This is a genomic window from Aquiflexum gelatinilyticum (assembly GCF_024741135.1).
In the GTDB taxonomy this organism is placed as follows: Bacteria; Bacteroidota; Bacteroidia; order Cytophagales; family Cyclobacteriaceae; genus Cognataquiflexum; species Cognataquiflexum gelatinilyticum.
In genome coordinates, this window is the sequence record NZ_JANSUY010000004.1 from 155372 (window position 1) to 175035 (window position 19664).

Here is a 19664-nt window from a genome sequence, read left to right on the forward strand (position 1 = left end):
TAAAAATACCTGAGTGACGACTACTCCAATTGGGCCACTTCGTTTTTATTGGCCAACTGACCGCAAGCCGCATCGATGTCCTGTCCTCGGGATTTGCGGACTTTAGCGACGATCCCGTTTTGTTCCAAAATGCGCACATACATTTCCACCGCATCTTTGGATGCCTGACGGAATTCCCCTTCATCGATCGGATTGTATTGGATGATGTTGACTTTGGAAGGAATGATTTTGCAGAATTTGGCCAAGGCCCGGGCATGTTCCTCGTTGTCATTGATGCCATCCCATATCACATATTCATACGTGACTTTTCGCTTGGTTTTTTGGTACCAATATTTCAGAGCTTCCGCAAGGTCTTCCAAAGGATTGACATCATTGATCGGCATCAGTTGGCTTCTGGTTTCATTGATAGCGGAATGCAGCGAAATGGCAAGGTTGAATTTGACTTCATCATCGGCCATTTTCTTGATCATTTTAGGGATTCCAACAGTAGAAAGTGTGATCCTTCTCGCAGCCATTCCGAGTCCTTCTGGAGAGGTGATTTTGTCGATGGCTTCGATGACATTGGCATAATTGAGCAGTGGTTCGCCCATGCCCATAAAGACGATGTTGGTCAGGGGGCGGTTGAAGTAGGTTTCTGCTTCTTCCTTGATGGCAACTACCTGATCGTAGATTTCGTCCGGGTTGAGGTTGCGCATGCGCTTCAGCCGAGCAGTGGCGCAGAAGTTACAGTCGAGGCTGCAACCTACCTGCGAGGAAACACAGGCTGTAATCCGCTTGGAGGTGGGAATCAGGACAGATTCCACGATTTTGCTGTCAAAAAGCTTGACGGCGTTTTTGATTGTACCGTCAGCAGAGTGCTGCATCAGGTCGACGTGGATATGGTTGATGATAAAGTTGGCTTTGAGCATTTCCCTGGTTTCCTTGGAGATGTTGCTCATGTCATCAAAATTTTTGAGAGACTTGTTCCAAAGCCATTCATATACCTGCTTGGCCCTGAATTTCTTTTCACCCTTTTCGATAAAAAATTCCTCCAACTGCTCCAAGGTGAATTTTCTGATGTCTTTCTTTGCCGTACTGTCCATGTTGCAAAGGTAAGGATTGAAATATTATAAAATTGGAAGATTGGAAAATTAGGGTTTAAGGTTGGAAAGTTTGAAGGTTTGAAGGTTGAAAATATGACACCTTTATTCAGGAAATTTCATTCCAAATTGTTGATTTTTCCTTTACTGACTCTATTTCTCCAGAGATTTAGAAAAAATGAAAAATTAGGACCGGAATATCGATTAATATCTAGTATCAATCAATATCCAATCCCAATTTCACTAAGGCCTTTTAAACCAAATCACCCCGTCATCAAATTCCTCAACTCGGTCAAGGTATTTCGGATATCGACGATGCTTTCCCACTCACGGTCTTTTTCGCCATGCTCAATACCTACATAGCCATGGTAGCCATGGGAAAGCACTATTTTCATCATCCTGTTATAATCCAAGGCAGATTCATTGCCACGGTCATCCCATACGGTTGGCTTCAAGCTGACTCCAGTAGCTTTGGGCATAAGTTCGTCCACACCGCGGTAGGAATCGTAGGAAACCACTCTTTTGTCATCAGCATGAATCCTGAAATTACCAAAATCCGGTAAGGTACCTGCTCTTTTGTGGGCTGTCTGTTTGATCATTTCGGCAAGCCACTTCCCATTACTTGAAAATCCTCCATGGTTTTCGATCACAACATTGATGTCAAAATCATCGGCAAACTCACACAGTTGCCTCAATCCTGAACTGCAGACATCAATCGCCTGCTTCTCCGCTTTTGGATCCTCGCTCCATGGTACGGCGGTGTAAGCATTGACACGGATCGAATGGCAACCCAAAAACTTGGCGGCCTCCACCCATTTTTTGTGGTTCTCGACTGTTTGCTTGCGCTCTTCGGATGTGGCTGCCCCTAGCATGCCTTCTCTGTCACACATGATCAAAACCGAAGTCACTCCCTCGCCATCAGCCCTGGTTTTCATTTCCCTGAGGTAGTTCATGTCTTTGGCTTTGTCCATAAAAAACTGGTTGACATATTCCACCGCGTCTATGCCGTGCTTCTTGGAAAGCAAAGCAAAATCTAAGTGGTCCATCTTTCCTGCGAAAAGCAACCTGTTTACCGACCATTCGGCAAGCGAAATCTTGAATAGAGGATCTTCATTTTTCATAGAAAATGCAAATTGGGGAAGTCCAAAAGTCAGTGCTGCAGCAGCGACTCCTGTTGTTTTGAGGAAATTTCTTCTGTCTTTCATTTTTTGGAAGGGTTGGTTAAAAGTGAATCCTTTAGGTACTCAAATGTTTCCAGTAAACGGGGAATTAGGATCCAAAACAGTTGGAAGTCGGAAGACGGAAGACAGGTGTCACCGACTTTTTAGCATTGAACCTTAAATCTTTTTTCATTTACTTCTTACAATATAAAATCAGATTTCCCAACCGGATCTGTAGTCACGGGTCAGGAATTTATTGGCATTTTCATCATTGGTGATTTTAAGGGCAGCGGCATCAAAGTCCACTTTTTTGTTTGCCCTTAAAGCAACTGCACCGAGATTGATGGTATCGGTGATGGTTTGGGCACGGATAAAACTTCCGGGAGTTTGTTGGCCCGACAGGATGGCCTCGACCCAAGCGTCAGTATTTCGCAGAACCGCCCTCGAATCTATCCGCTCCGAAGCAGGTCTTTGGCTCATTTTGCTTTCAGGAAGCAGCACTGGATTTTCCCCTCTGAAACCTCCAAGGATTTTACCCTTTGTCCCCACAAGCATCAATCCTTCCTCGGGAGTATCCCTGCCATCCATATCGAGTTCCTCGGGGGCAAATGGCTTCATGCCCCCATCGTACCAAAACAGGTCAAATGCCGGCAGAGCCGCCTGCTCGGGAAACTTCCATTTGATCATACTGCTCGCGGGAAATGCGACATCGTTTTTGACCCATTGATAGACTTGGTTGATTTCCTCGCGAGAAGTGGTGCCAAAAGCCCTCGCACTCAAAGGGGATTTGGTGATTCCCAAAGTCTCAAAAAGCGGAAACAAACTGTAATGTCCCATATCCGCCACAGATCCGCCGCCAAACTCATACCATCCACGGAAGACATTGTGGGTATAGTTGGGATGATAGGGCATGTCGGGTACAGGCCCTAGCCACAGGTCCCAATTGAATCCTGCGGGAATTGCCTTCGGTTCGGTCGGTCTTTTGGTCCACTGTTGCCACACAGGACGGTAAGACCAATTGTGGATTTCGGTCAGGTCTCCGATCAGACCTTCATCCATCCAAGCCTTCATCTGTCGGTATTCGGGCCGGTCTGACCAAGCCAAAAGATGGGTAATCACCCCCGTTTCTTTTGCTTTTTCGATGACTTTTCTTCCTTCCAATAGCCGGTTGGAAATCGGCTTGTGGGTCACCACATGGATTCCCTGAGCCATGGCAGCCAAAGCAATCGGCGCATGGGTATGGTCGGGGGTCATGATTTTGACGGCATCGATCCCTTTTTCTTTGGCAAACATTTCCCTGAAATCTTCATAGGAAGCGCAGCCTTTGTATTTTTTGGCAGGTTTGTTCTTGCCATAATATTGCTCCACATAAGCCTGTCCCACATCGCGGCCACCGGGGATTCCCGGGACATTTTCCCACCATGAGTCATCGCCCAAGACTTTTCGAATGTCATTGCGGATTCCATTGGCGGACCAATCGATATAGTCTGTACTGTATTTGTTGGAATCACAGACTGCCACCACCCTGACTTTTGGGTTTTGGAGCAGGTCACCCATTTCACGGAGGCCTTGGGTGCCGCAGCCAATGTTGGCCACAGTGACCTGATCAGAGGGAGGAATTTTGCCGCTGCCGGCGATGACATGGGATGGGACGATGGAGATGGTCGCTGCTACTGCAGCGGCCGAACCGATAAATTCTCTTCGGTTGATTTTATTGGATTGATCCATTGGGCTTACGTTATTGAAGGTCAATAAATTACCCAAAAAGAACCGAAATTACAATCTTCCTTTTTTTGATGAACTTTGAAATCCAAAATCAAAAAGGATTTAGAAGGAACATCTCACTTAATCTTCAAGTCTTCAGGATTTTGCCTAACATCCCAAACTGTATGAATCACAATTGATTCGGAAGTTATTTCATAGTATAAAATATAATCTCCTACAATGAGACCTCTCACACCATCAAGATCAGTTACTACACCAATTTCAGGTTGTTTTTTTAGAAGGTTAAGTTCTTTAGAAAATTTTGAAAACAATTTTTTCGAGTAAAAAGTATTCCCATTCCTTTCAGCAAAAAAATCAAGAATCTCAAAAAGCTTGATTTTGGCCCTATGGGACCAGATTATTTTTCTTTTAACCATTTGCCAAATTCAGCTTCAAGTTCACTTTGATCAACAAATTTACCATCTACTACTTCTTTCCTGGATTCTTGAATTTCCAATTTTTGCCCCTCAGACAATAGCATTACCTCAGATTCTATTTTGGTGTCTAAGATGGTTCTAATTGCCTTCAAAAATTGTTCATCATTGATCTCTGTAATTCTTTGAATCAATATTTTCTTCAATTCCACACTTGTCATATCGGCGAGTTTAATACTTTAAAGATAAGATTTCCAATGGAAATTTCAACGCTGATATCCTTTTCATAACATGGGATTCGGCAATGGATTTCTCAGCGGTTGTTTATATTTCCCCTTCCACCCAAGGCTGTCTGATCCAATCCTAAAAAGATAGTATATGAAAGATAAACCCATCAGGAAGGGTTTCAAGAGGGGTTTTACATTTCCTAAAAATAGAAGTTGGCGCAAAATTCAAGCTGAGTACCGGAATTTCCTTTGACTTCGAGAACCATCGGATTGCCATACCAGTCTCCTTTGTAGATCAAACTATCATAAATCCCGGGTGGAAGTTGAAGGCTCTTTATGCCTTCAATATTTACCAAAACCGTTTCAGATACCTCTCCTTTCATTCGAAGTTCTGTGGAATAAATCTGATTCCTTTCGGGATAATTTATAACCAAGGTGTCGACCTTAATTTTATCAGACATTAAAGTAAATGTTTTGCAAATCTCCTTTGCTCCCATCCCACAAGAACTAAGAAAAAAGAAGGCACAGCATGCAAGGATAATTTTATAGCGCAACTGGTTCATAAATGAAAATCAATTGGAACAAATCAAGTTTGGGATAAAATTCCTCTTGAATCATGATATTCTCCACTTTAAAATGAGCCGTGAATGGGTCCAGTTTTTCAAATCTAGGAAACCATCTTTTCATTTGTTTTTCAACCTCCAAAGTAGCTTCTACATGCCCTTCTGAAAACGGGAAATAGCTTATTCTTGAATCGACTTTTTCAATAATTTTCGAATAATCCCGAAAGTCTTTTGAATAATATCTAATCGGAATTGCTGCTTCTTTGGAAAAGGAATAGTAGTAGAATCCATAAAATTCACCCAAGCTACTCAGACAGATAACCAAACTATCCTTGCTGTTTTCCATATTTATTTCGGTGCGTAGGCTATAGGGGTTAGCTAAAGCAGACCGATTAATCACCCTTCCGCATATTGAAATTTCTTCAAGTGATTCTGAGAATTTATTCCAATCCTCTTCAAGAGATTGGATATTATCAATTAGTTCACTCCACTTTTTATCAGATAATTTCAATAATTTATCTTCACCTATTTCAGAAAAATATTGATGAAACCTAGGAATGGAAAAAATATTAAAGTCTCTCATAAAGCCACTATTGGAGCAAAACCCTTTCTATAAAGAATGGGGTTTTATTTATTCTTAAAGAAACTGAAAATTTCCTGTTAAAAATCATCAAAATGAATCTTTAAATCCTGGAACCCTCCAAAGAATTAATTTTCAACTCTTTAAATTTCCCCTTCAACCCAAACAAGGGCCTGACCCAATTCCATCTCCTGATGCCGAATTCGTAGATCAGCCAGGCTATTCCAAAAGTTCCGATTGACATTAGGGAAAATTTGACAAAAAGCCCCAAATCTGCATGCATCAGGTAATATCCCAATGCGACTGTGATGGTTTGATGGAGGATGTAAAACGGATAAACCGCCTCATTGGCGTAAGTGAGTTGTGCGCTCGGTTTATTCAAATAGGCAGCAGCATAGCCAAACAGAACCAAGATCCAAGCCCAAAGGTTGATGACTTTGAAAACCGCCTCAACAAAATGCACCAAAACCGAATCTTCATAAAGCTGCCTCAAACCAACCATCAGCGTAAATCCTACAAAACCTAAATACAGGTACTTGCGACGGTTTTCCAGAACTGTTTTCCAAAAAATCTCCCTGACGGATACCACCAGAAAACCATAGAAAAAGAAAGTGATGAAATTGATGATATTGAACCAATCCCCGACCAAAGCATGGGTGGATTCAAAGAAAGGTTCGACCAGAGATTCCCAGATGTAAAGCGGTATGACCAACCAAAACAGACCGAATGGTGTTGCCGCCAACTTCCGCATTCCTCTCAGAATCCCCGCCTGCGGATGGTCCCTGAGGTACAAAAATACCGGAATCAAAACCAAAGAAAACAACAACAGGTAAGGCAAAAACCAAAGGTGGTGCCAAGAGAAATTTCCTTCCGGATAGACTCCGATAAATGCTTCCGAAGGCCAAAAGTCGAAATACCCGCCGCTAAACTGCCCCTTGTCCAAGCGCTCAAAGTATACCTGCGGCGGTACTATCAGGATAATGCCGGCGATCAATGGAATCAGCAGCCTTGCGATTCTTTCTTTGGCAAAAGCGCCGCCGCTTCTCTTAGACAATGCGTAAAATGTTCCCATTCCCGAAATCACAAACAGGATGGGCAGACGCCATTGGTTCACAAAAAGCATCGGCCAACGGAGGTTGGGATAGATGATGTCATTCTTGATATGCCAACCCCAAGGAACGAAAAACATCCCCACATGGTAAAATATCAACAATCCAAAAACGATGACCCGAAGCCAATCCAAATCGTACCTGCGCATTTTCTTTTCTTTTGGTCAAATGTAGAAATCAAAAAAGAGAAAAAAACAGCCTTGGGATGGCTGTCAAGGTTTTGTGATGAATGACAAAGTCTAGGCATTGATGCGGCTTTCAAACAGAGGAATCATCCCTCTCGAAACCGGAATCGTCTCAGGATGATGGGTCAAATGAAGTTGGTAGCCCTGTGCATTTCCCCTGATATCGCTTACATGATGGAGGTTGACAAGGTAAGACCGGTGGGTTCTGATGATATGGTCCGGCGCTTTGAGTTGGGTTTCAAACTCCTTCAGCGTCATCCTTTTCAGCAGTTTTTGGATTTCTCCATTTTGGCTGACCATGATTTCGAGGTAGTTTCCATCCGCTTTGGCAAAGAGAAATCCTTTGGGATCAAGTGAAAAGTCATCACTTTTTTGTTGGGTCTGAATGGCAACTGATTCCTGACTGTCTGTCAACATTTCCGGATGTGGCTTGGCATTGAATTGGGAAGCGAGTTCTGCATGTTGGCTTTTCAGTCGGATAAAATTGATCGGGACGATGATCGCAAAAAACAAAATCCCCACGAGGCAGGTATTTCGGATCTCTTCAAAGAAGTATCTCCAAGACCAATTGTAGGGGTTGTCATAGATCAGGTCTCTGATCAAAAACTGAAATATTCCAATGGTTACAAATAAGGCCGTGGCAAGTACCATTTCTTTTTTGACGGTCCATTTGTCCTCATTTATTTTCATGCCGATTGGTCCAAAAAGAAGCAAAACTACCAAAGCCGCATTGACTGAATGGATCACGCTGATCCAAAAGAAATCCATTTTGTGTTCCGGTACATAATTATCGAAGGGCTCAAAAAAATAATTGAAGAACACACTCATCATAAAAATCAGCAGTGCAAAGTAAAAAAGTTGCTTGCCTTTGTAGTAAAAAGGATAAGGTTGGTTTACAAAGTCTTTAAGATTTGAAATCATGGTTTCCTTTTATGGTTAATTGTGGGTTGGAAGCTTGGTTGGATAAAATTAGCAGAAATCTCCAACCACTTTATCCAAAGCAACCAAATCTTATCAAAGCTTCGCAATTCATTTAAAGGTGTTTCCAGATTTTACTGCGCTTTACACGCGAGAATTAAAAAGTGTGTTATGGTAAATGAAAAAGGTTTCTTGTTCAAATAATGACTTAGGGATTCCTTCCACTGATGGAATATATTTCCCCTTTAGAATAAAAACAGTCTTTTTCCCAAACCACAAAGGGCTTCACTGGGTTAATAAAAGTGTACAAACACTATTTTGATAGCGATTCTCATGAAAATTTTACCCGGTACAGCTTTTTACAGGTATTTAAGTATTACCTTTTTTATTGTATTTCCCTTTATTTCAAATGCTCAAGACAATTCCTTGACCATCAAAGGAAGGGTTATTGATGCTGATACCAAACAGCCGGTACTGTTTATGCAGGTTGCCCTTTTCAAACCTGGAACAGATACTCCTGTGACCTTTTCGGATACCAAAGACTCTGGAGAATTTTCCCTTTCTGCTCCTAACGGCAATTATGAATTAAATTTCTACCTTATCGGCTATGATAAAAAAACCATCACCGACATCGTTTTAAATAGCAATAAAGATCTGGGAAAGATCGAGGTCAAAAGTGAAAACCAAGATCTCCAAGAAGTTGTCGTGCAGACGTCAAAAATCCCCCTTCGGGCAGATCTGGAAGGCATCACCATCAATCCCGAAGCCAATATGTCAAACCTAGGCGGTACCTTGCTTGACATCCTCAGAAATACACCTTCGATCAGTGTGGGTGATGACGGGACGATTGCTTTGAGAGGAAGCACAGGAACAAATATCCTTATCAACGGCCGCAACTCATCCCTGACTCAAAACCTCGATCAACTACCAGCAAGTGCCGTGGATCAGATCAGAATCATCAACAATCCCAATGCAAGGTTTGATGCCGATGCGGAAGGCGGTGTGATAGATATCATCCTCAAAAAAGGCGAAGACCTCGGAACAAACGGCAGCGCAGAATTGACTTATGGCACTCGGGGAAGGATGAATACCGGAGCAAGATTCAACCACCGAACCATAAAGTACAATGTATTTGGTGGATACAATTACAGAGACTGGAGGGATGTCGGAAAGAGAACTTCTGACCGCATTCTTTTCGAAGAAGATGAAAGGCTTTTACAGGAAACTGATTCTGAATCCCAAAATATCGGGCATACTTTCAACTACGGTGGGGATTACTATTTTGGCAAAAATATCATCAGCTACGAGGGGGTTTTCACTACCAATGTGGACAGTCAGGTAAACACTCTGTATTCCCAACTCAGCAGAAACTCCACCGGAGCACCGATTTTGGATTTCGTCAGGAGGAACAACGAAACTGAAGATGATGATGGCGTAGACAACGCGATTATCTATGAAAGGACATTTGACAATCCCGATCAGTCATTCCGGTTTTTGGCAAGCAGTTCTTACAGAAACCAATACAAGGTTCAGAATATTGATGTTTTCACTAACTCAACTGAAGCAACTGAAGAAAACCTTACAGGTCAGGAGCGTGGATTTACGGACGAAAAAAGAAACATCTATGTTTTTCAGGCGGATTATATCCATCCATTGTCAGAAAAAAAGAAAATTGAAACCGGTCTGAAATCCATTTTGAGGGAATTTGACAATGATTTCATTTTTCAGAGATTTCAGGAAGGAAACCAGGATTTTGTCACCGATCCCAACATCAGCAACAGGTTTATCTACAAAGATAAGGTGTATGCAGGATATTTCATTTACGCAGCATCTTCGGATAAAATTGATTACTCATTTGGGTTAAGGGGAGAATATACCAACCTCAACACCGAACTCATCAACACGAATGAGATCAACAAGCAGAATTACCTCAACTTGTTTCCAAGTGCGCAGGTGCTGTACAAGTTGAACGAGGAAAATTCACTGAAATTTACTTACAGCAGAAGAATCGACCGGCCAAGACCTTGGAGACTTAATCCATTTCCGGATATCACCGATTCACTCAGTATCAGAAGAGGTAATCCCAACCTTCAGCCGGAAAAAATCCATTCTTTGGAATTCGGGCACATGCTAAATAGAGCTAAGTCAAGCTTTACCACCAATGCATTTTTTAGACATGTAGATGGGCAGGAAGACATGATTACCATCATTCAGGATGGGATTTCCTACATCCAGCCGGAGAACCTCAACACGGCTGTTTCTTATGGTTTAGAATTTATAGGATTGGGAGAAATCAAACCGTGGTGGAATATCAGCGGAGGTCTGACGATGTTTAGGATCATCGTCGACGGTTCCAATGTCGAAAATGGATCGATAAACAAAGGTTTTGCTTGGAATACCAAACTTACCAGTGATTTCAAACTTCCACTAGGAATCAATTTCCAGATTGTGGCAAATTATGATTCTCCTGAAATTGAAGCCCAAGGAAGAGACCTTGCCCAATATTTTATAGATGCCAACGTGATGAGAAATTTCTTTAAAGATAGAGGAAGTCTTGCATTGAGCGTACGTGATATTTTCGACACGCGGAGATTTGCAGGTGAAAACAGGACTGCGTCATTTTCTCAGGATTTTTATGCAAAGAGGGAAACAAGGATTTTCTTGTTGAGCGCAAAGTTTAATTTTTGATTAGAATTAATAAATTCAAATAATCACCAAGGTTAAAAAGTGATTAATAGAAGTTTACGTTACGGAAGTAAACTCGTTTACGGTGGCAATGTAAACTCATTTACTTTTGTAGCGTAAACTTTTTGGTTTTTTGAAATCGGTAAATCCAAATTTTCAGAAAAGGAATGACGGTTGGTGTAGCGTCATCTTGAATCCGAGGTACGATCCCGACAGCTGTACGGGAGAAAGATCTTAGAATAATGAGACACTGATCCGCCGCGGCGGATCAGTGTGACGACTCCGACATAACATCGTTAAAAATTAAAATGCTGAGGACTCCGGATGACGGAGGAACTACCGTCATTCATCTCTGATAAATATGGGGTCTTTAAGAGCGCCAGAAGGAAAATCATATTTAATTTTATAAATTGTGACCCTTCCCAAATTATAATGGGCTAATCTTTGATATTCTTCTTTAAACTTTAGATAATGACTGAAAGCAGCAATGTCCCGGCCTTTGAAGGCATCATGGTTCCGATGGTGACACCTTTACTTTCCAATGGGGAATTGGACAAAAAGGGAGTCGAAAGGGTCGTCAAACACTTGGCCAATGGAGGCGTTCAGGGTATATTCATTCTTGGGACTACCGGTGAAGCAGCAAGTCTGAAGCCGGCGATAAAAAAAGACCTGATCGAAATCTCCTGCAAAGAAGCCAATGGAAAAACACCCGTTTTTGTAGGGATTACCCATACATCTTTGGAAGTCAGCCTCAAATTGGCAAGATCTGCCAAGGAAAACGGCGCCGTGGCGGTGGTAGCTGCATTGCCATATTATTTTGCCTTGGATCAGGATGATATCTTCCACTATTATGTGAAGCTAGCCGACCAAAGCCCGTTGCCTTTGTTTTTATATAATTTCCCTGCAATGGTTAAGTCTAATATTGCCCCGGAAACTGTGATAAAACTTGCCAAGCACGCCAATATCATCGGATTGAAGGACAGTTCGGGCAATGGGGTTTACTTCCAGAAATTGATCCCTATCAAACAGGAATATCCTGAATTTTCCTTGCTTGTCGGCCCTGAAGAAATGTTGGGGCAAGCCATCTTTTCAGGTGCGGACGGTGGAGTCAATGGCGGTGCCAACATTTTCCCATCGCTGTATGTAAAGATGTTTGAGGCAGCGAAAGCGAAGGATTTTGAAAAAGTCGATCAGATTCAATCATTGATTTTAGAGATTTCAAACGGCCTATACAATTCCAGTCCAAAGAGCTCAAGTTACCTTTGTGGCGTCAAGGAAAGCCTCTATTTTTTGGGAATATGTGAACCGCATCTCGCAACTCCGCTTCTCCCAGTCGACAGGAAACACAAAGAAGACATTATCCATAACCTTGAAAAAATTCTACTTAAAGTAAAAACGGTATAGCATCTTGATCCAACTTGTCCCAAAACAATGAAAATCAACAGCCTCGACCTGATTGTATTCCTGATTTATATGTTTGGAATCGTTGGTTTTGGGGTTTCCTTTTACTTCAGAAAAAACTCGGCAGCTGACTTTGTCACCGGCGGCGGGAAGTTACCGGCTTGGGCTTTGGGCATGTCGATTTTCGCCACCTACGTGAGCAGCATCAGTTTTTTGGCATTGCCAGGAAGCGCTTTCCAAGGCAATTGGAATGGGTTTGTTTTTAGCTTGTCCATTCCTATAGCTGCCTTCATCGCTGTCAGGTATTTTGTCCCCCTCTATCGAAAACTCCAAAGCCCTTCGGCTTATGCTTTTTTGGAGGAAAGGTTCGGGCCGTGGGCGAGGATTTATGCATCGAGTTGCTACCTCCTGACCCAACTCGCGAGGATGGGCGCCATCTTGTACCTTTTGGCTTTGCCAATGCAGGTGTTGTTTGGTTGGAGTATTTCTTTGATTATCCTTTTTACCGGATTAGGAGTGGTGGTTTATGCGACTATGGGCGGGATTTCGGCAGTAGTTTGGACAGATGCAGTACAGGGAATAGTACTGATTGCAGGTGCTGTGGGTTGTTTTATTTTGATTGTCTCCCATATGCCGGAAGGAATCAAGCAGATTTGGGATATCGCCCAGAAAGACAGCAAACTCTCTTTGGGAAGTCTTTCCTCAGACCTTGGCCAAAGTACCTTTTGGGTGGTTTTGGTCTATGGCTTATTCATCAACCTTCAGAATTTTGGCATTGACCAAAGTTATATCCAACGCTACAAAAGTGCCAAAACGGATCAGGACGCCAAAAAGTCCACTTGGTTCGGAAGCTTACTTTACATTCCTGTCTCCTTGTTGTTCTTCGTGATTGGGACGAGTCTGTACGCTTATTACCAAGTATTCTCCGACTCTTTGCCGCCTGAACTCGAAAGTATTGAGCAAGCCGATAAAGTTTTTCCTTACTTTATAGCAACTGTTTTGCCGCCGGGAATTTCGGGATTGGTGATTGCAGCCATTTTTTCCGCAGGGATGAGTACGGTTTCTACAAGCATCAACAGTTCGGCAACAGTCATTCTCGAAGACCATTTCAAAAAATACATCCAACCAAACCCGTCCCAAAATACCCAAATCAAAGTCTTGTATGCCGCTTCTTTGGGAATGGGAATTTTGGGTATCCTTATGGGGCTCGCCTTCAACGGGGTGGAAAGTGCCTTGGAGGCTTGGTGGGCTTTGGCATCGATTTTTAGCGGAGGCATTTTGGGTTTGTTCTTTTTTGCACTTTTGGGAAAAACCAAAACAAACTTTCCTGCCATTTCCGCAGTCATTTCGGGATTGGCAGTGATCGCGTGGATCAGTTTGGGAGAATTCCTTCCCGACGCAATCAAACCCTCCTTCACGCTGCATAAAAATTTAGCCATCGTCTTTGGAACGATGGCTATTTTCATGGTGGGATTTATATTTAGTTGGATTTTCAGCTCCCGCAAAATTGGAAAGTGATTGGTTTAATCCTCCTTTTTTACAGCCAAAGGACTTTCGGGAAAAGTATCAATCACATTCCCGTCTTCGTCTATCGAGACGAAACTCCAACGGTTTTCTTCCACAGTGAGTAAAGTAAATGCCCTTATAGATTGGGCTTTGTTCAGGTACCAAGTACTGTCGACTGAATGGATTTTCCTTGGTGTGACTCCATACGAACCGTCACCGACATAGATGATTCCGTCTTCGTTGACTTCCATATTTTTGATCGGAAAGGTCCTTTTGTAAGCATGGTCATGATTTTCAAAGGCGATCTCCACGCCATTTGCTTCAAAGATCGGTGTCCAGGTTTCCCTGACCAAAGTCTGTACCCTATCGCCATATTCCCTCACTGAAGGGTAACCCGGAACATGGTAAATCGGGATTTTGTGGTTCACTTTTTTTCTTTCTTCCAATGTTTTTGTCAACCAATCTGTTTGTATTCCGGGAATCGGGTTAGAATGTTCGGTATCCAAAATGATCAAACTCAGGTAATCACCAAAGTCGAGGACATTGTATCCGGGTTGGCCGGGAAAAGAAAACAGACTGTAAAAATACGGAGCGATGCGTGCCCGGAATTCATTGTTTTGGACATAGCCTTCGTGCCGGGTATAATATCCTCCAACCACTTCATGGTTACCGGCTGCCACAATGCAGGGCAGAATTCTTTTGTCTGCTGTCACCAAAGTATTTTTGTAGGCATCAAACCAGTCGTAAATCCTTTGGATATTTTCGGCAAGGCCATTTTCGTAAGCCATGTCTCCTCCAATGATTACAAAATCCGGATCTTGGGAAGTGACGACACGGTTGGTTTTTTCCAACCATTCCTTTTGGTGCATGGAATCCCCACCGATGGCGATCTTGAGGGATTTGTTGTTGAGGTTTTTTGGAAGGGTCCGGAAATAATAGACCGATTCCGATGAAGCAAACTTGAGTTCATATTCGGTATTGGGCTTCAAACCCTGAATCCCAACCCGATGGATATACCTTGGCGAAAAAGGATATGGCAGCACATCACTTTCAAATGAATGCCACTTCTCCGTTCCCTTTCTCCTGAAATACAATGTCGTCGGATTGATCTCATCCATGTGCCAATCCACATCCATCGTCGTAGTCGGATCCGAAGTCCAAGTGAGGTAAAAAGCATGAGGTTCAATTTGGGCAAAGCCTAACTGGGCAATCAGGACAAAGCTGAGGAGGAAAAGGATTCTTTTGAAGTTTGTCATGGGAGGAAATGGTTGGTATTGGAATCTAAAGCTACCTGCTAAAATCAGGGTTTCAAAAAATGGTAGAAAAAATAACGTTGAGGTAATAACCCTCCAAGGATTCCAAACCCTTGGAGGGGTTATTTACTATTTATGGATTTTCTCTTAGCCATTCTTTCATCGCCAGGTACACCCCATTTGTCCAACCGAATCCATCCTGAACAGGATATTCTCCGCCACCGGCTTCAAGGCTGAGGTCCTCTACGTTATACTTTTCCATCATTTTTCCGGTACGGTCAAAAACCGATTCGTTGAGGTAAGTCCATCTTTCTGCCAAAGTTTTGGCAAGGTCTTTTCTGCCATAGTTGAGCATGGATTGAAATCCTATCCACTGAAGCGGCGCCCAACCGTTGGGAGCATCCCACTGCTGTCCGGTATTGAAATTTGTTGTTACCAATCCTCCTGGTTTTAGAAAATTCTTTTCAACATATTCCAATACACGAGCTCCTTGTTCTGAAGTGGCCATTCCGGAATACAGCGGATACAGCATGGCCAAAGAAGGTCGCTCTACTTTTTCCTTAAACTTGATATGGTAATCCAAATAGATTCCCCTTTCCTCTTCCCAACAATAGCGCTCAATTCCCTCCATCCTGTTTTTGTGGAACAGTTCCATCCTCGTGATTTCCTTGGAATCTTCTTTCTCTAGTTTCATGCCTCTAATAATGATCCGCTCCGTTTCGGCAAGCAGCACATTGAGGTCTATTGGAATCAAGGCAATGGTCTGTACACTTCTAAGGTCATTGGGATCATAAAGCCATCTTGAACTGAAGTCCCAACCTGATTCACAGGCAGCCCTCAAGTTGCGGAAAACCTTTTCTGGGAAGCGGGTGGATTGGTCAGAAAGTTCCACATCCTCCACAAAGGATTCTGCTCGCGGGGTGTTTTCATCATCCCAATACCTGTTAAGCGCGGTGTCGTCATCCATCCTGACCACACGATTATAATATTTTCCGGGCAAAGGAATCTCTGTTTCCCCTTCAATCCAAAAGAGGTATTCCATCCATATCTCAGGTTGATACTTCTTGATGATTTCTTCGTCTCCCTTGGCCTCAGCCAACAATTCAACCATTTTGGCAAAGAAAGGAGGCTGCGATCTGGACAGGAAGTAAGTTCTGTTTCCATTGGGAATATGGCCGACGGTTCGGATCAGGTGGGCAAAATTATCCACCATGTTTTCGATCAGGTCAGTTCTTCCCGAGACTTTCAACCCCAGCATGGTAAAATAACTGTCCCAATAATAGATCTCCCGAAACCTTCCTCCCGGCACAATGTAGGGATGTGGCAAAGGTATCAGACTGGAATTTTCCACCTCTTCATCCGCTTCTCTGGTAAGGAGATCCCATTGCAACTTGAGCCTGTCCTCTAGGTTGATGGCTTTGGGGAGATTGAGTTTTTTGTATTCCGGTTCTTCGGGATAATCAAAGTTTTTGTCAAGAAATGATTTCAGGTCAAATCCCGGGGTTTTTATTTCCTCGTAAAAATCCTTCAAAATGTCATTGACATCCCGCTTGGGAATACTGTCCACGAAAGTCTTGGAATCAGGAAAAACCCCGCTCATCTGGATCACTTCAAAAAGTTCCAGGTATATGTCTTCCGGTTGCTCGTAAAATTTCATGCTGCTTGTTTCCTGACTTGAATGTTCAACAAAATTAATATGATGCAAAGTCCTACAATAGGAATCAGCGAAAAATAAAATGCGGTGGTGCCACCGTATGACTCAAAAATATTTCCGGTGATAATCGATCCGGTAGTCCCTCCCAAGGCAGAAAACACCACAATCAGGCCAGACATGGAACTTTGCATATACCTTGGCAGTGCACTTAATACCACAGAATTGATCGTGGGATAAATCGGTGCCAAGAAGATTCCCAATATGGGAAAAAGGTAAACGACGAAAGGAGCATTGAACCAAGTAATTGTTTCATTCATGACCGGAAGATCGGAAGTGAGCGGCAAAGTCAACAAAACACAGGCTCCAACAAGAATGGTACAAGTAAGTGTGAAGGTGAGCCAATGGATTTTTTTCAATACAAATCCTGCAAGCAACCTTCCGATAGCCAATGCTCCTGCCAAAACCGCACCCGCTTGGATTCCCATACTTGCCGGGACTTTCAATACATCCTGATAGAATGTCGGTGTCCAGGTCATGAAACTTTGCTCAATCAGTACAAACAAAAAGGCCGATGCCGCGAATACTACCACAAGCGGTTTGGCGACAAGCTTTATCATGTCGAAGAATTCATCCGAAGCCTTGGTGTTTTCCCTTTTGGATTCAGTTTCATTGATTTGGGCAAAAAACAGCAACAAAGCAGCTACCAAAGTCATCGCTCCGAGGTACCAGTAAATGTTCAGCCAGGATTGGGAGGTAGGGTCGCTGTCGTTGACAAAAAGGCTGAAGAATACATTGCCAAGCAATACCCCGACCATAAAGAAACCCTCAATGGTGCTCATCAGGCTGCTGTGTTCTTTTGGCGAGTCAGTCACCAAGCCGATCGTTGCAAAGACACTGACTTTGATGATCGCAAAGGAGACCCCAACCACGGCAAACAACACCTTGAAATACCAGAACTCATCGGCAATCACCGGCATCAAGAAGCACATGGCCGCCACTGCAAACAAAGCGATCAACATGCCTTTTCGGATCCCAAGTTTTGGAAGAAATGAGGCTACAATAAATGAGAAAATGGCGATAGGCAAATCCTTGAAACCTTCCAAAACCGAAGCTTCAGCCTTGCTGACATCAAAAGTCCGCTGAACCTGCAGGATGACTGCTCCCACTGAGTTGAGCAACACAGCGAATACCATGTAGTTGAAAATCAGGGAGAGCCGGACGAGTAGTTTTGAATTCATAGATGAGGGTTCACGCAAAGGCACAAAGTCACAAATTGTTTGGGAATGAAAGTAATTATTTTTATCCAAAAAGCAGGTTCATTCCAAAGTAAGAATCCGAATAAATTTGATATTGTTCGCTTATTGATTGCGAGTTATAAAGTCTAAAGGCTTTAAGCCACACGCCTACAAATCTTTGCGCCCTTGCGTTTTTGCGGGAACCACAAAATCGACCTTGCGAGCCATTCTTTGTGCCTTCGTGTCTTCGTGGGCTTTATTTTTCCAGCAAATACCACCCACGCGGATCAACTTCAATCGGACCTGCACTTTTGACCATCACAGGCTTGGAGGAAAGGACATGTTTTTCCATTCCATTCGAAGTCTTGATCTCGACAGGCATCGAAAATGTGATATTCGGAAGACTCACAGCATAGCCTTTCTTTCCTTTTTTGGACACTTTCACTTTCGGAATGCGGATACTTTTCAGGTACATATCAAAAAACCCTTCCAGATCCTGTCCAGTATATTGCTGCACAAAACCTGTGAAGTCGGCCGTCTCTACAAGGTTTTCATAGATAAATCGTTCGTCCGAAGCAAAGGCTTTGAGCATCGGGAAAAAGACCTCATCTCCCAGATAATACCGCAATGAATGGATGATAAAAGCTCCCTTGGTATAAATCTCAGGATGGTAAGCATAATCCGAAGTGGAATTTCGCGGAGAAACCACCGGTCTCGCATTGGCGATTCCCTTGCGGACGGAGGCGACTTTTTCTAGGTAGGCATCTTCACCCCCATGCTCGAGGAAAAACAGCCAATCCCCATAAGCCGTCAACCCTTCGTGCAACCAGAAATCAGCCCAATCTTTTACAGAAACCTTATTCCCAAACCATTCGTGACCGAGTTCGTGGTGCAGCAACCAATCATATTGAACCGTCCCCATGGGTACAAACTGGAAATTATTGCCATAGGCATTGATGGTCTGATGCTCCATACCGAGGTAAGGAGTTTCGACTACTGCGATTTTATCATTGGGAAACGGATAAGGTCCAAAGTATTTTTCCAAGGTCTTTGCAGAGTTGTCCAACACATCCAAAAGCGCTTTGGCTTTGCCCCTGTTTTCTTGTAAGACATACACAAACATGGGGATTTCGGTACCGTCTGAACTTGTGAAAATCTTGGATTCTTGATGGAACACACCTAAAGTAAAATTGATGTTGTAATTGTTGATTGGATATTGGGTCGTCCAATGATATGTGATTTTTTCATCGGATTTTTTGGTATCCACGAGTCGGCCATTGGAAGCGACAAAATAAGGTTCAGGTGCGGTAAAAATAAGGTCCACGCCATTTAGCGGTTCGCTAGAAGGATGGTCAAGGCTGGGCATGAAGATTTTAGCCCCTTCGTTTTGGGAAGACAACCCCATCCAATGGTTGTCCAATTGATCGATTTCCCACGTAAAACCTCCAGTCCATGGGGGACGGACGGCGATCGGGGTTTTGCCCCCATAGTGGATTTCCACATCCTGACAGGTGCAATCAATGGGAAAAATATCCAAAGTATCCCCAAAATGACGGAAAGCGATTTCCTTTCCATCCATGACGATTTTGCTGACAGTGTATTCCTCGATGAGATTTAGTCTCAAGGTGTCCAATTTCTCTTGAGAAGAAAAAGAAACCCGGTTGAAGCCTTGGATTTCCTGTTTTTCGGGAAAAATCTCCAATTCAAGGTGATAGTGCATCACCTGAAACTTTGCCTGCAAAGGATCAATCGGTCCACCCCAAGCCCAGTTCTTTTGGATTTGAGAGAAAGCTAAGTTTGAGAAAAGGAGTGTTATAAATAGAAATAAGGTGTGCTTCATGGATTTGGAATTGGTAGTAGGAAAGACAATACCGAGATTCAATTTGGTGAAAAGAGAGGTAAAAAAGAAAAGGAATGTTTCTAACTAGGGATATTTGTAAATGAGAAGAAACTCAATTACCTATCTAAAAG

At 43.0% G+C, this 19664-nt stretch carries 16 protein-coding genes; 3 read left to right on the forward strand and 13 right to left on the reverse strand.

What is annotated here, in order from left to right; all coding sequences use genetic code 11:
* Window positions 1-20 precede the first annotated feature (20 nt).
* The 9 genes from rlmN to NU887_RS08480 form a co-directional block, all read right to left on the reverse strand.
* Window positions 21-1082 (reverse strand): dual-specificity RNA methyltransferase RlmN, encoded by a 1062-nt coding sequence (gene rlmN, locus NU887_RS08440; RefSeq protein ID WP_258422923.1) that lies wholly within the window; start codon window positions 1080-1082, stop codon window positions 21-23.
* Between the two features lie 260 nt (window positions 1083-1342).
* Window positions 1343-2284: a TIM barrel protein gene (locus NU887_RS08445; protein ID WP_258422924.1), complete on the reverse strand. Its 942-nt coding sequence runs from the start codon at window positions 2282-2284 to the stop codon at window positions 1343-1345.
* A 168-nt stretch (window positions 2285-2452) separates the two neighbouring features.
* A complete protein-coding gene (locus tag NU887_RS08450; RefSeq protein ID WP_258422925.1) occupies window positions 2453-3967 on the reverse strand; it encodes a Gfo/Idh/MocA family protein in 1515 nt (504 codons plus the stop codon).
* Between the two features lie 113 nt (window positions 3968-4080).
* A complete protein-coding gene (locus NU887_RS08455) occupies window positions 4081-4380 on the reverse strand; it encodes a type II toxin-antitoxin system RelE/ParE family toxin (RefSeq protein ID WP_258422926.1) in 300 nt (99 codons plus the stop codon).
* A complete protein-coding gene (locus tag NU887_RS08460; protein ID WP_258422927.1) occupies window positions 4362-4589 on the reverse strand; it encodes a hypothetical protein in 228 nt (75 codons plus the stop codon). Before NU887_RS08460 ends, NU887_RS08455 begins: the two co-directional genes overlap by 19 nt.
* A gap of 215 nt (window positions 4590-4804) precedes the next feature.
* Window positions 4805-5065: a hypothetical protein gene (locus NU887_RS08465; protein WP_258422928.1), complete on the reverse strand. Its 261-nt coding sequence runs from the start codon at window positions 5063-5065 to the stop codon at window positions 4805-4807.
* 82 nt (window positions 5066-5147) lie between these two features.
* A complete protein-coding gene (locus tag NU887_RS08470) occupies window positions 5148-5750 on the reverse strand; it encodes a hypothetical protein (protein WP_258422929.1) in 603 nt (200 codons plus the stop codon).
* Between the two features lie 100 nt (window positions 5751-5850).
* On the reverse strand, window positions 5851-7005 hold the full coding sequence (locus tag NU887_RS08475; RefSeq protein ID WP_258422930.1) for an acyltransferase family protein: 1155 nt from the start codon (window positions 7003-7005) through the stop codon (window positions 5851-5853).
* Between the two features lie 90 nt (window positions 7006-7095).
* Window positions 7096-7962, reverse strand: a complete 867-nt coding sequence (locus NU887_RS08480) for a LytR/AlgR family response regulator transcription factor (RefSeq protein ID WP_258422931.1) — start codon at window positions 7960-7962, stop codon at window positions 7096-7098.
* A 330-nt stretch (window positions 7963-8292) separates the two neighbouring features.
* On the opposite strand from NU887_RS08480, the gene NU887_RS08485 reads away from it, so the two are divergent.
* The 3 genes from NU887_RS08485 to NU887_RS08495 all read left to right on the forward strand — a co-directional run bounded on the left by NU887_RS08485 (window position 8293) and on the right by NU887_RS08495 (window position 13563).
* Complete coding sequence (locus NU887_RS08485) at window positions 8293-10647, forward strand: TonB-dependent receptor (RefSeq protein WP_258422932.1); 2355 nt, start codon at window positions 8293-8295, stop codon at window positions 10645-10647.
* Between the two features lie 468 nt (window positions 10648-11115).
* Window positions 11116-12048 carry a dihydrodipicolinate synthase family protein gene (locus tag NU887_RS08490; protein ID WP_258422933.1) on the forward strand — a complete coding sequence of 311 codons (933 nt, stop codon included), beginning with the start codon at window positions 11116-11118 and terminating at the stop codon, window positions 12046-12048.
* 27 nt (window positions 12049-12075) lie between these two features.
* The gene (locus NU887_RS08495; protein ID WP_258422934.1) at window positions 12076-13563 is read left to right on the forward strand and encodes a sodium:solute symporter family protein; all 1488 of its coding nucleotides are present in this window, start codon (window positions 12076-12078) and stop codon (window positions 13561-13563) included.
* A 5-nt stretch (window positions 13564-13568) separates the two neighbouring features.
* Here NU887_RS08495 and NU887_RS08500 read toward each other — a convergent pair whose 3' ends face one another.
* From NU887_RS08500 to NU887_RS08515, 4 genes are all read right to left on the reverse strand, one after another.
* Window positions 13569-14807, reverse strand: a complete 1239-nt coding sequence (locus NU887_RS08500) for a purple acid phosphatase family protein (RefSeq protein ID WP_258422935.1) — start codon at window positions 14805-14807, stop codon at window positions 13569-13571.
* A gap of 130 nt (window positions 14808-14937) precedes the next feature.
* Window positions 14938-16461, reverse strand: coding sequence for an alpha,alpha-trehalase TreF (gene treF, locus NU887_RS08505; protein ID WP_258422936.1), 1524 nt, complete (start codon window positions 16459-16461; stop codon window positions 14938-14940).
* The gene (locus NU887_RS08510) at window positions 16458-17696 is read right to left on the reverse strand and encodes an MFS transporter (RefSeq protein ID WP_258422937.1); all 1239 of its coding nucleotides are present in this window, start codon (window positions 17694-17696) and stop codon (window positions 16458-16460) included. The genes treF and NU887_RS08510 overlap by 4 nt, the downstream gene beginning before the upstream one ends.
* A 253-nt stretch (window positions 17697-17949) precedes the next feature.
* Window positions 17950-19533 carry a M1 family metallopeptidase gene (locus NU887_RS08515; RefSeq protein WP_258422938.1) on the reverse strand — a complete coding sequence of 528 codons (1584 nt, stop codon included), beginning with the start codon at window positions 19531-19533 and terminating at the stop codon, window positions 17950-17952.
* Between the last annotated feature and the right edge of the window lie 131 nt (window positions 19534-19664).

Excerpts from the sequence above, each read along its gene's own strand:
- rlmN (WP_258422923.1), bottom strand. The coding sequence starts at position 1,082 with ATGGACAGTACGGCAAAGAAAGACATCAGAAAATTCACCTTGGAGCAG.
- treF (WP_258422936.1), bottom strand. The coding sequence starts at position 16,461 with ATGAAATTTTACGAGCAACCGGAAGACATATACCTGGAACTTTTTGAA.
- NU887_RS08450 (WP_258422925.1), bottom strand. The coding sequence starts at position 3,967 with ATGGATCAATCCAATAAAATCAACCGAAGAGAATTTATCGGTTCGGCC.
- NU887_RS08515 (WP_258422938.1), bottom strand. The coding sequence starts at position 19,533 with ATGAAGCACACCTTATTTCTATTTATAACACTCCTTTTCTCAAACTTA.
- NU887_RS08510 (WP_258422937.1), bottom strand. The coding sequence starts at position 17,696 with ATGAATTCAAAACTACTCGTCCGGCTCTCCCTGATTTTCAACTACATG.
- NU887_RS08455 (WP_258422926.1), bottom strand. The coding sequence starts at position 4,380 with ATGGTTAAAAGAAAAATAATCTGGTCCCATAGGGCCAAAATCAAGCTT.
- NU887_RS08445 (WP_258422924.1), bottom strand. The coding sequence starts at position 2,284 with ATGAAAGACAGAAGAAATTTCCTCAAAACAACAGGAGTCGCTGCTGCA.
- NU887_RS08470 (WP_258422929.1), bottom strand. The coding sequence starts at position 5,750 with ATGAGAGACTTTAATATTTTTTCCATTCCTAGGTTTCATCAATATTTT.
- NU887_RS08465 (WP_258422928.1), bottom strand. The coding sequence starts at position 5,065 with ATGTCTGATAAAATTAAGGTCGACACCTTGGTTATAAATTATCCCGAA.
- NU887_RS08485 (WP_258422932.1), top strand. The coding sequence starts at position 8,293 with ATGAAAATTTTACCCGGTACAGCTTTTTACAGGTATTTAAGTATTACC.
- NU887_RS08495 (WP_258422934.1), top strand. The coding sequence starts at position 12,076 with ATGAAAATCAACAGCCTCGACCTGATTGTATTCCTGATTTATATGTTT.
- NU887_RS08480 (WP_258422931.1), bottom strand. The coding sequence starts at position 7,962 with ATGATTTCAAATCTTAAAGACTTTGTAAACCAACCTTATCCTTTTTAC.
- NU887_RS08475 (WP_258422930.1), bottom strand. The coding sequence starts at position 7,005 with ATGCGCAGGTACGATTTGGATTGGCTTCGGGTCATCGTTTTTGGATTG.
- NU887_RS08500 (WP_258422935.1), bottom strand. The coding sequence starts at position 14,807 with ATGACAAACTTCAAAAGAATCCTTTTCCTCCTCAGCTTTGTCCTGATT.
- NU887_RS08490 (WP_258422933.1), top strand. The coding sequence starts at position 11,116 with ATGACTGAAAGCAGCAATGTCCCGGCCTTTGAAGGCATCATGGTTCCG.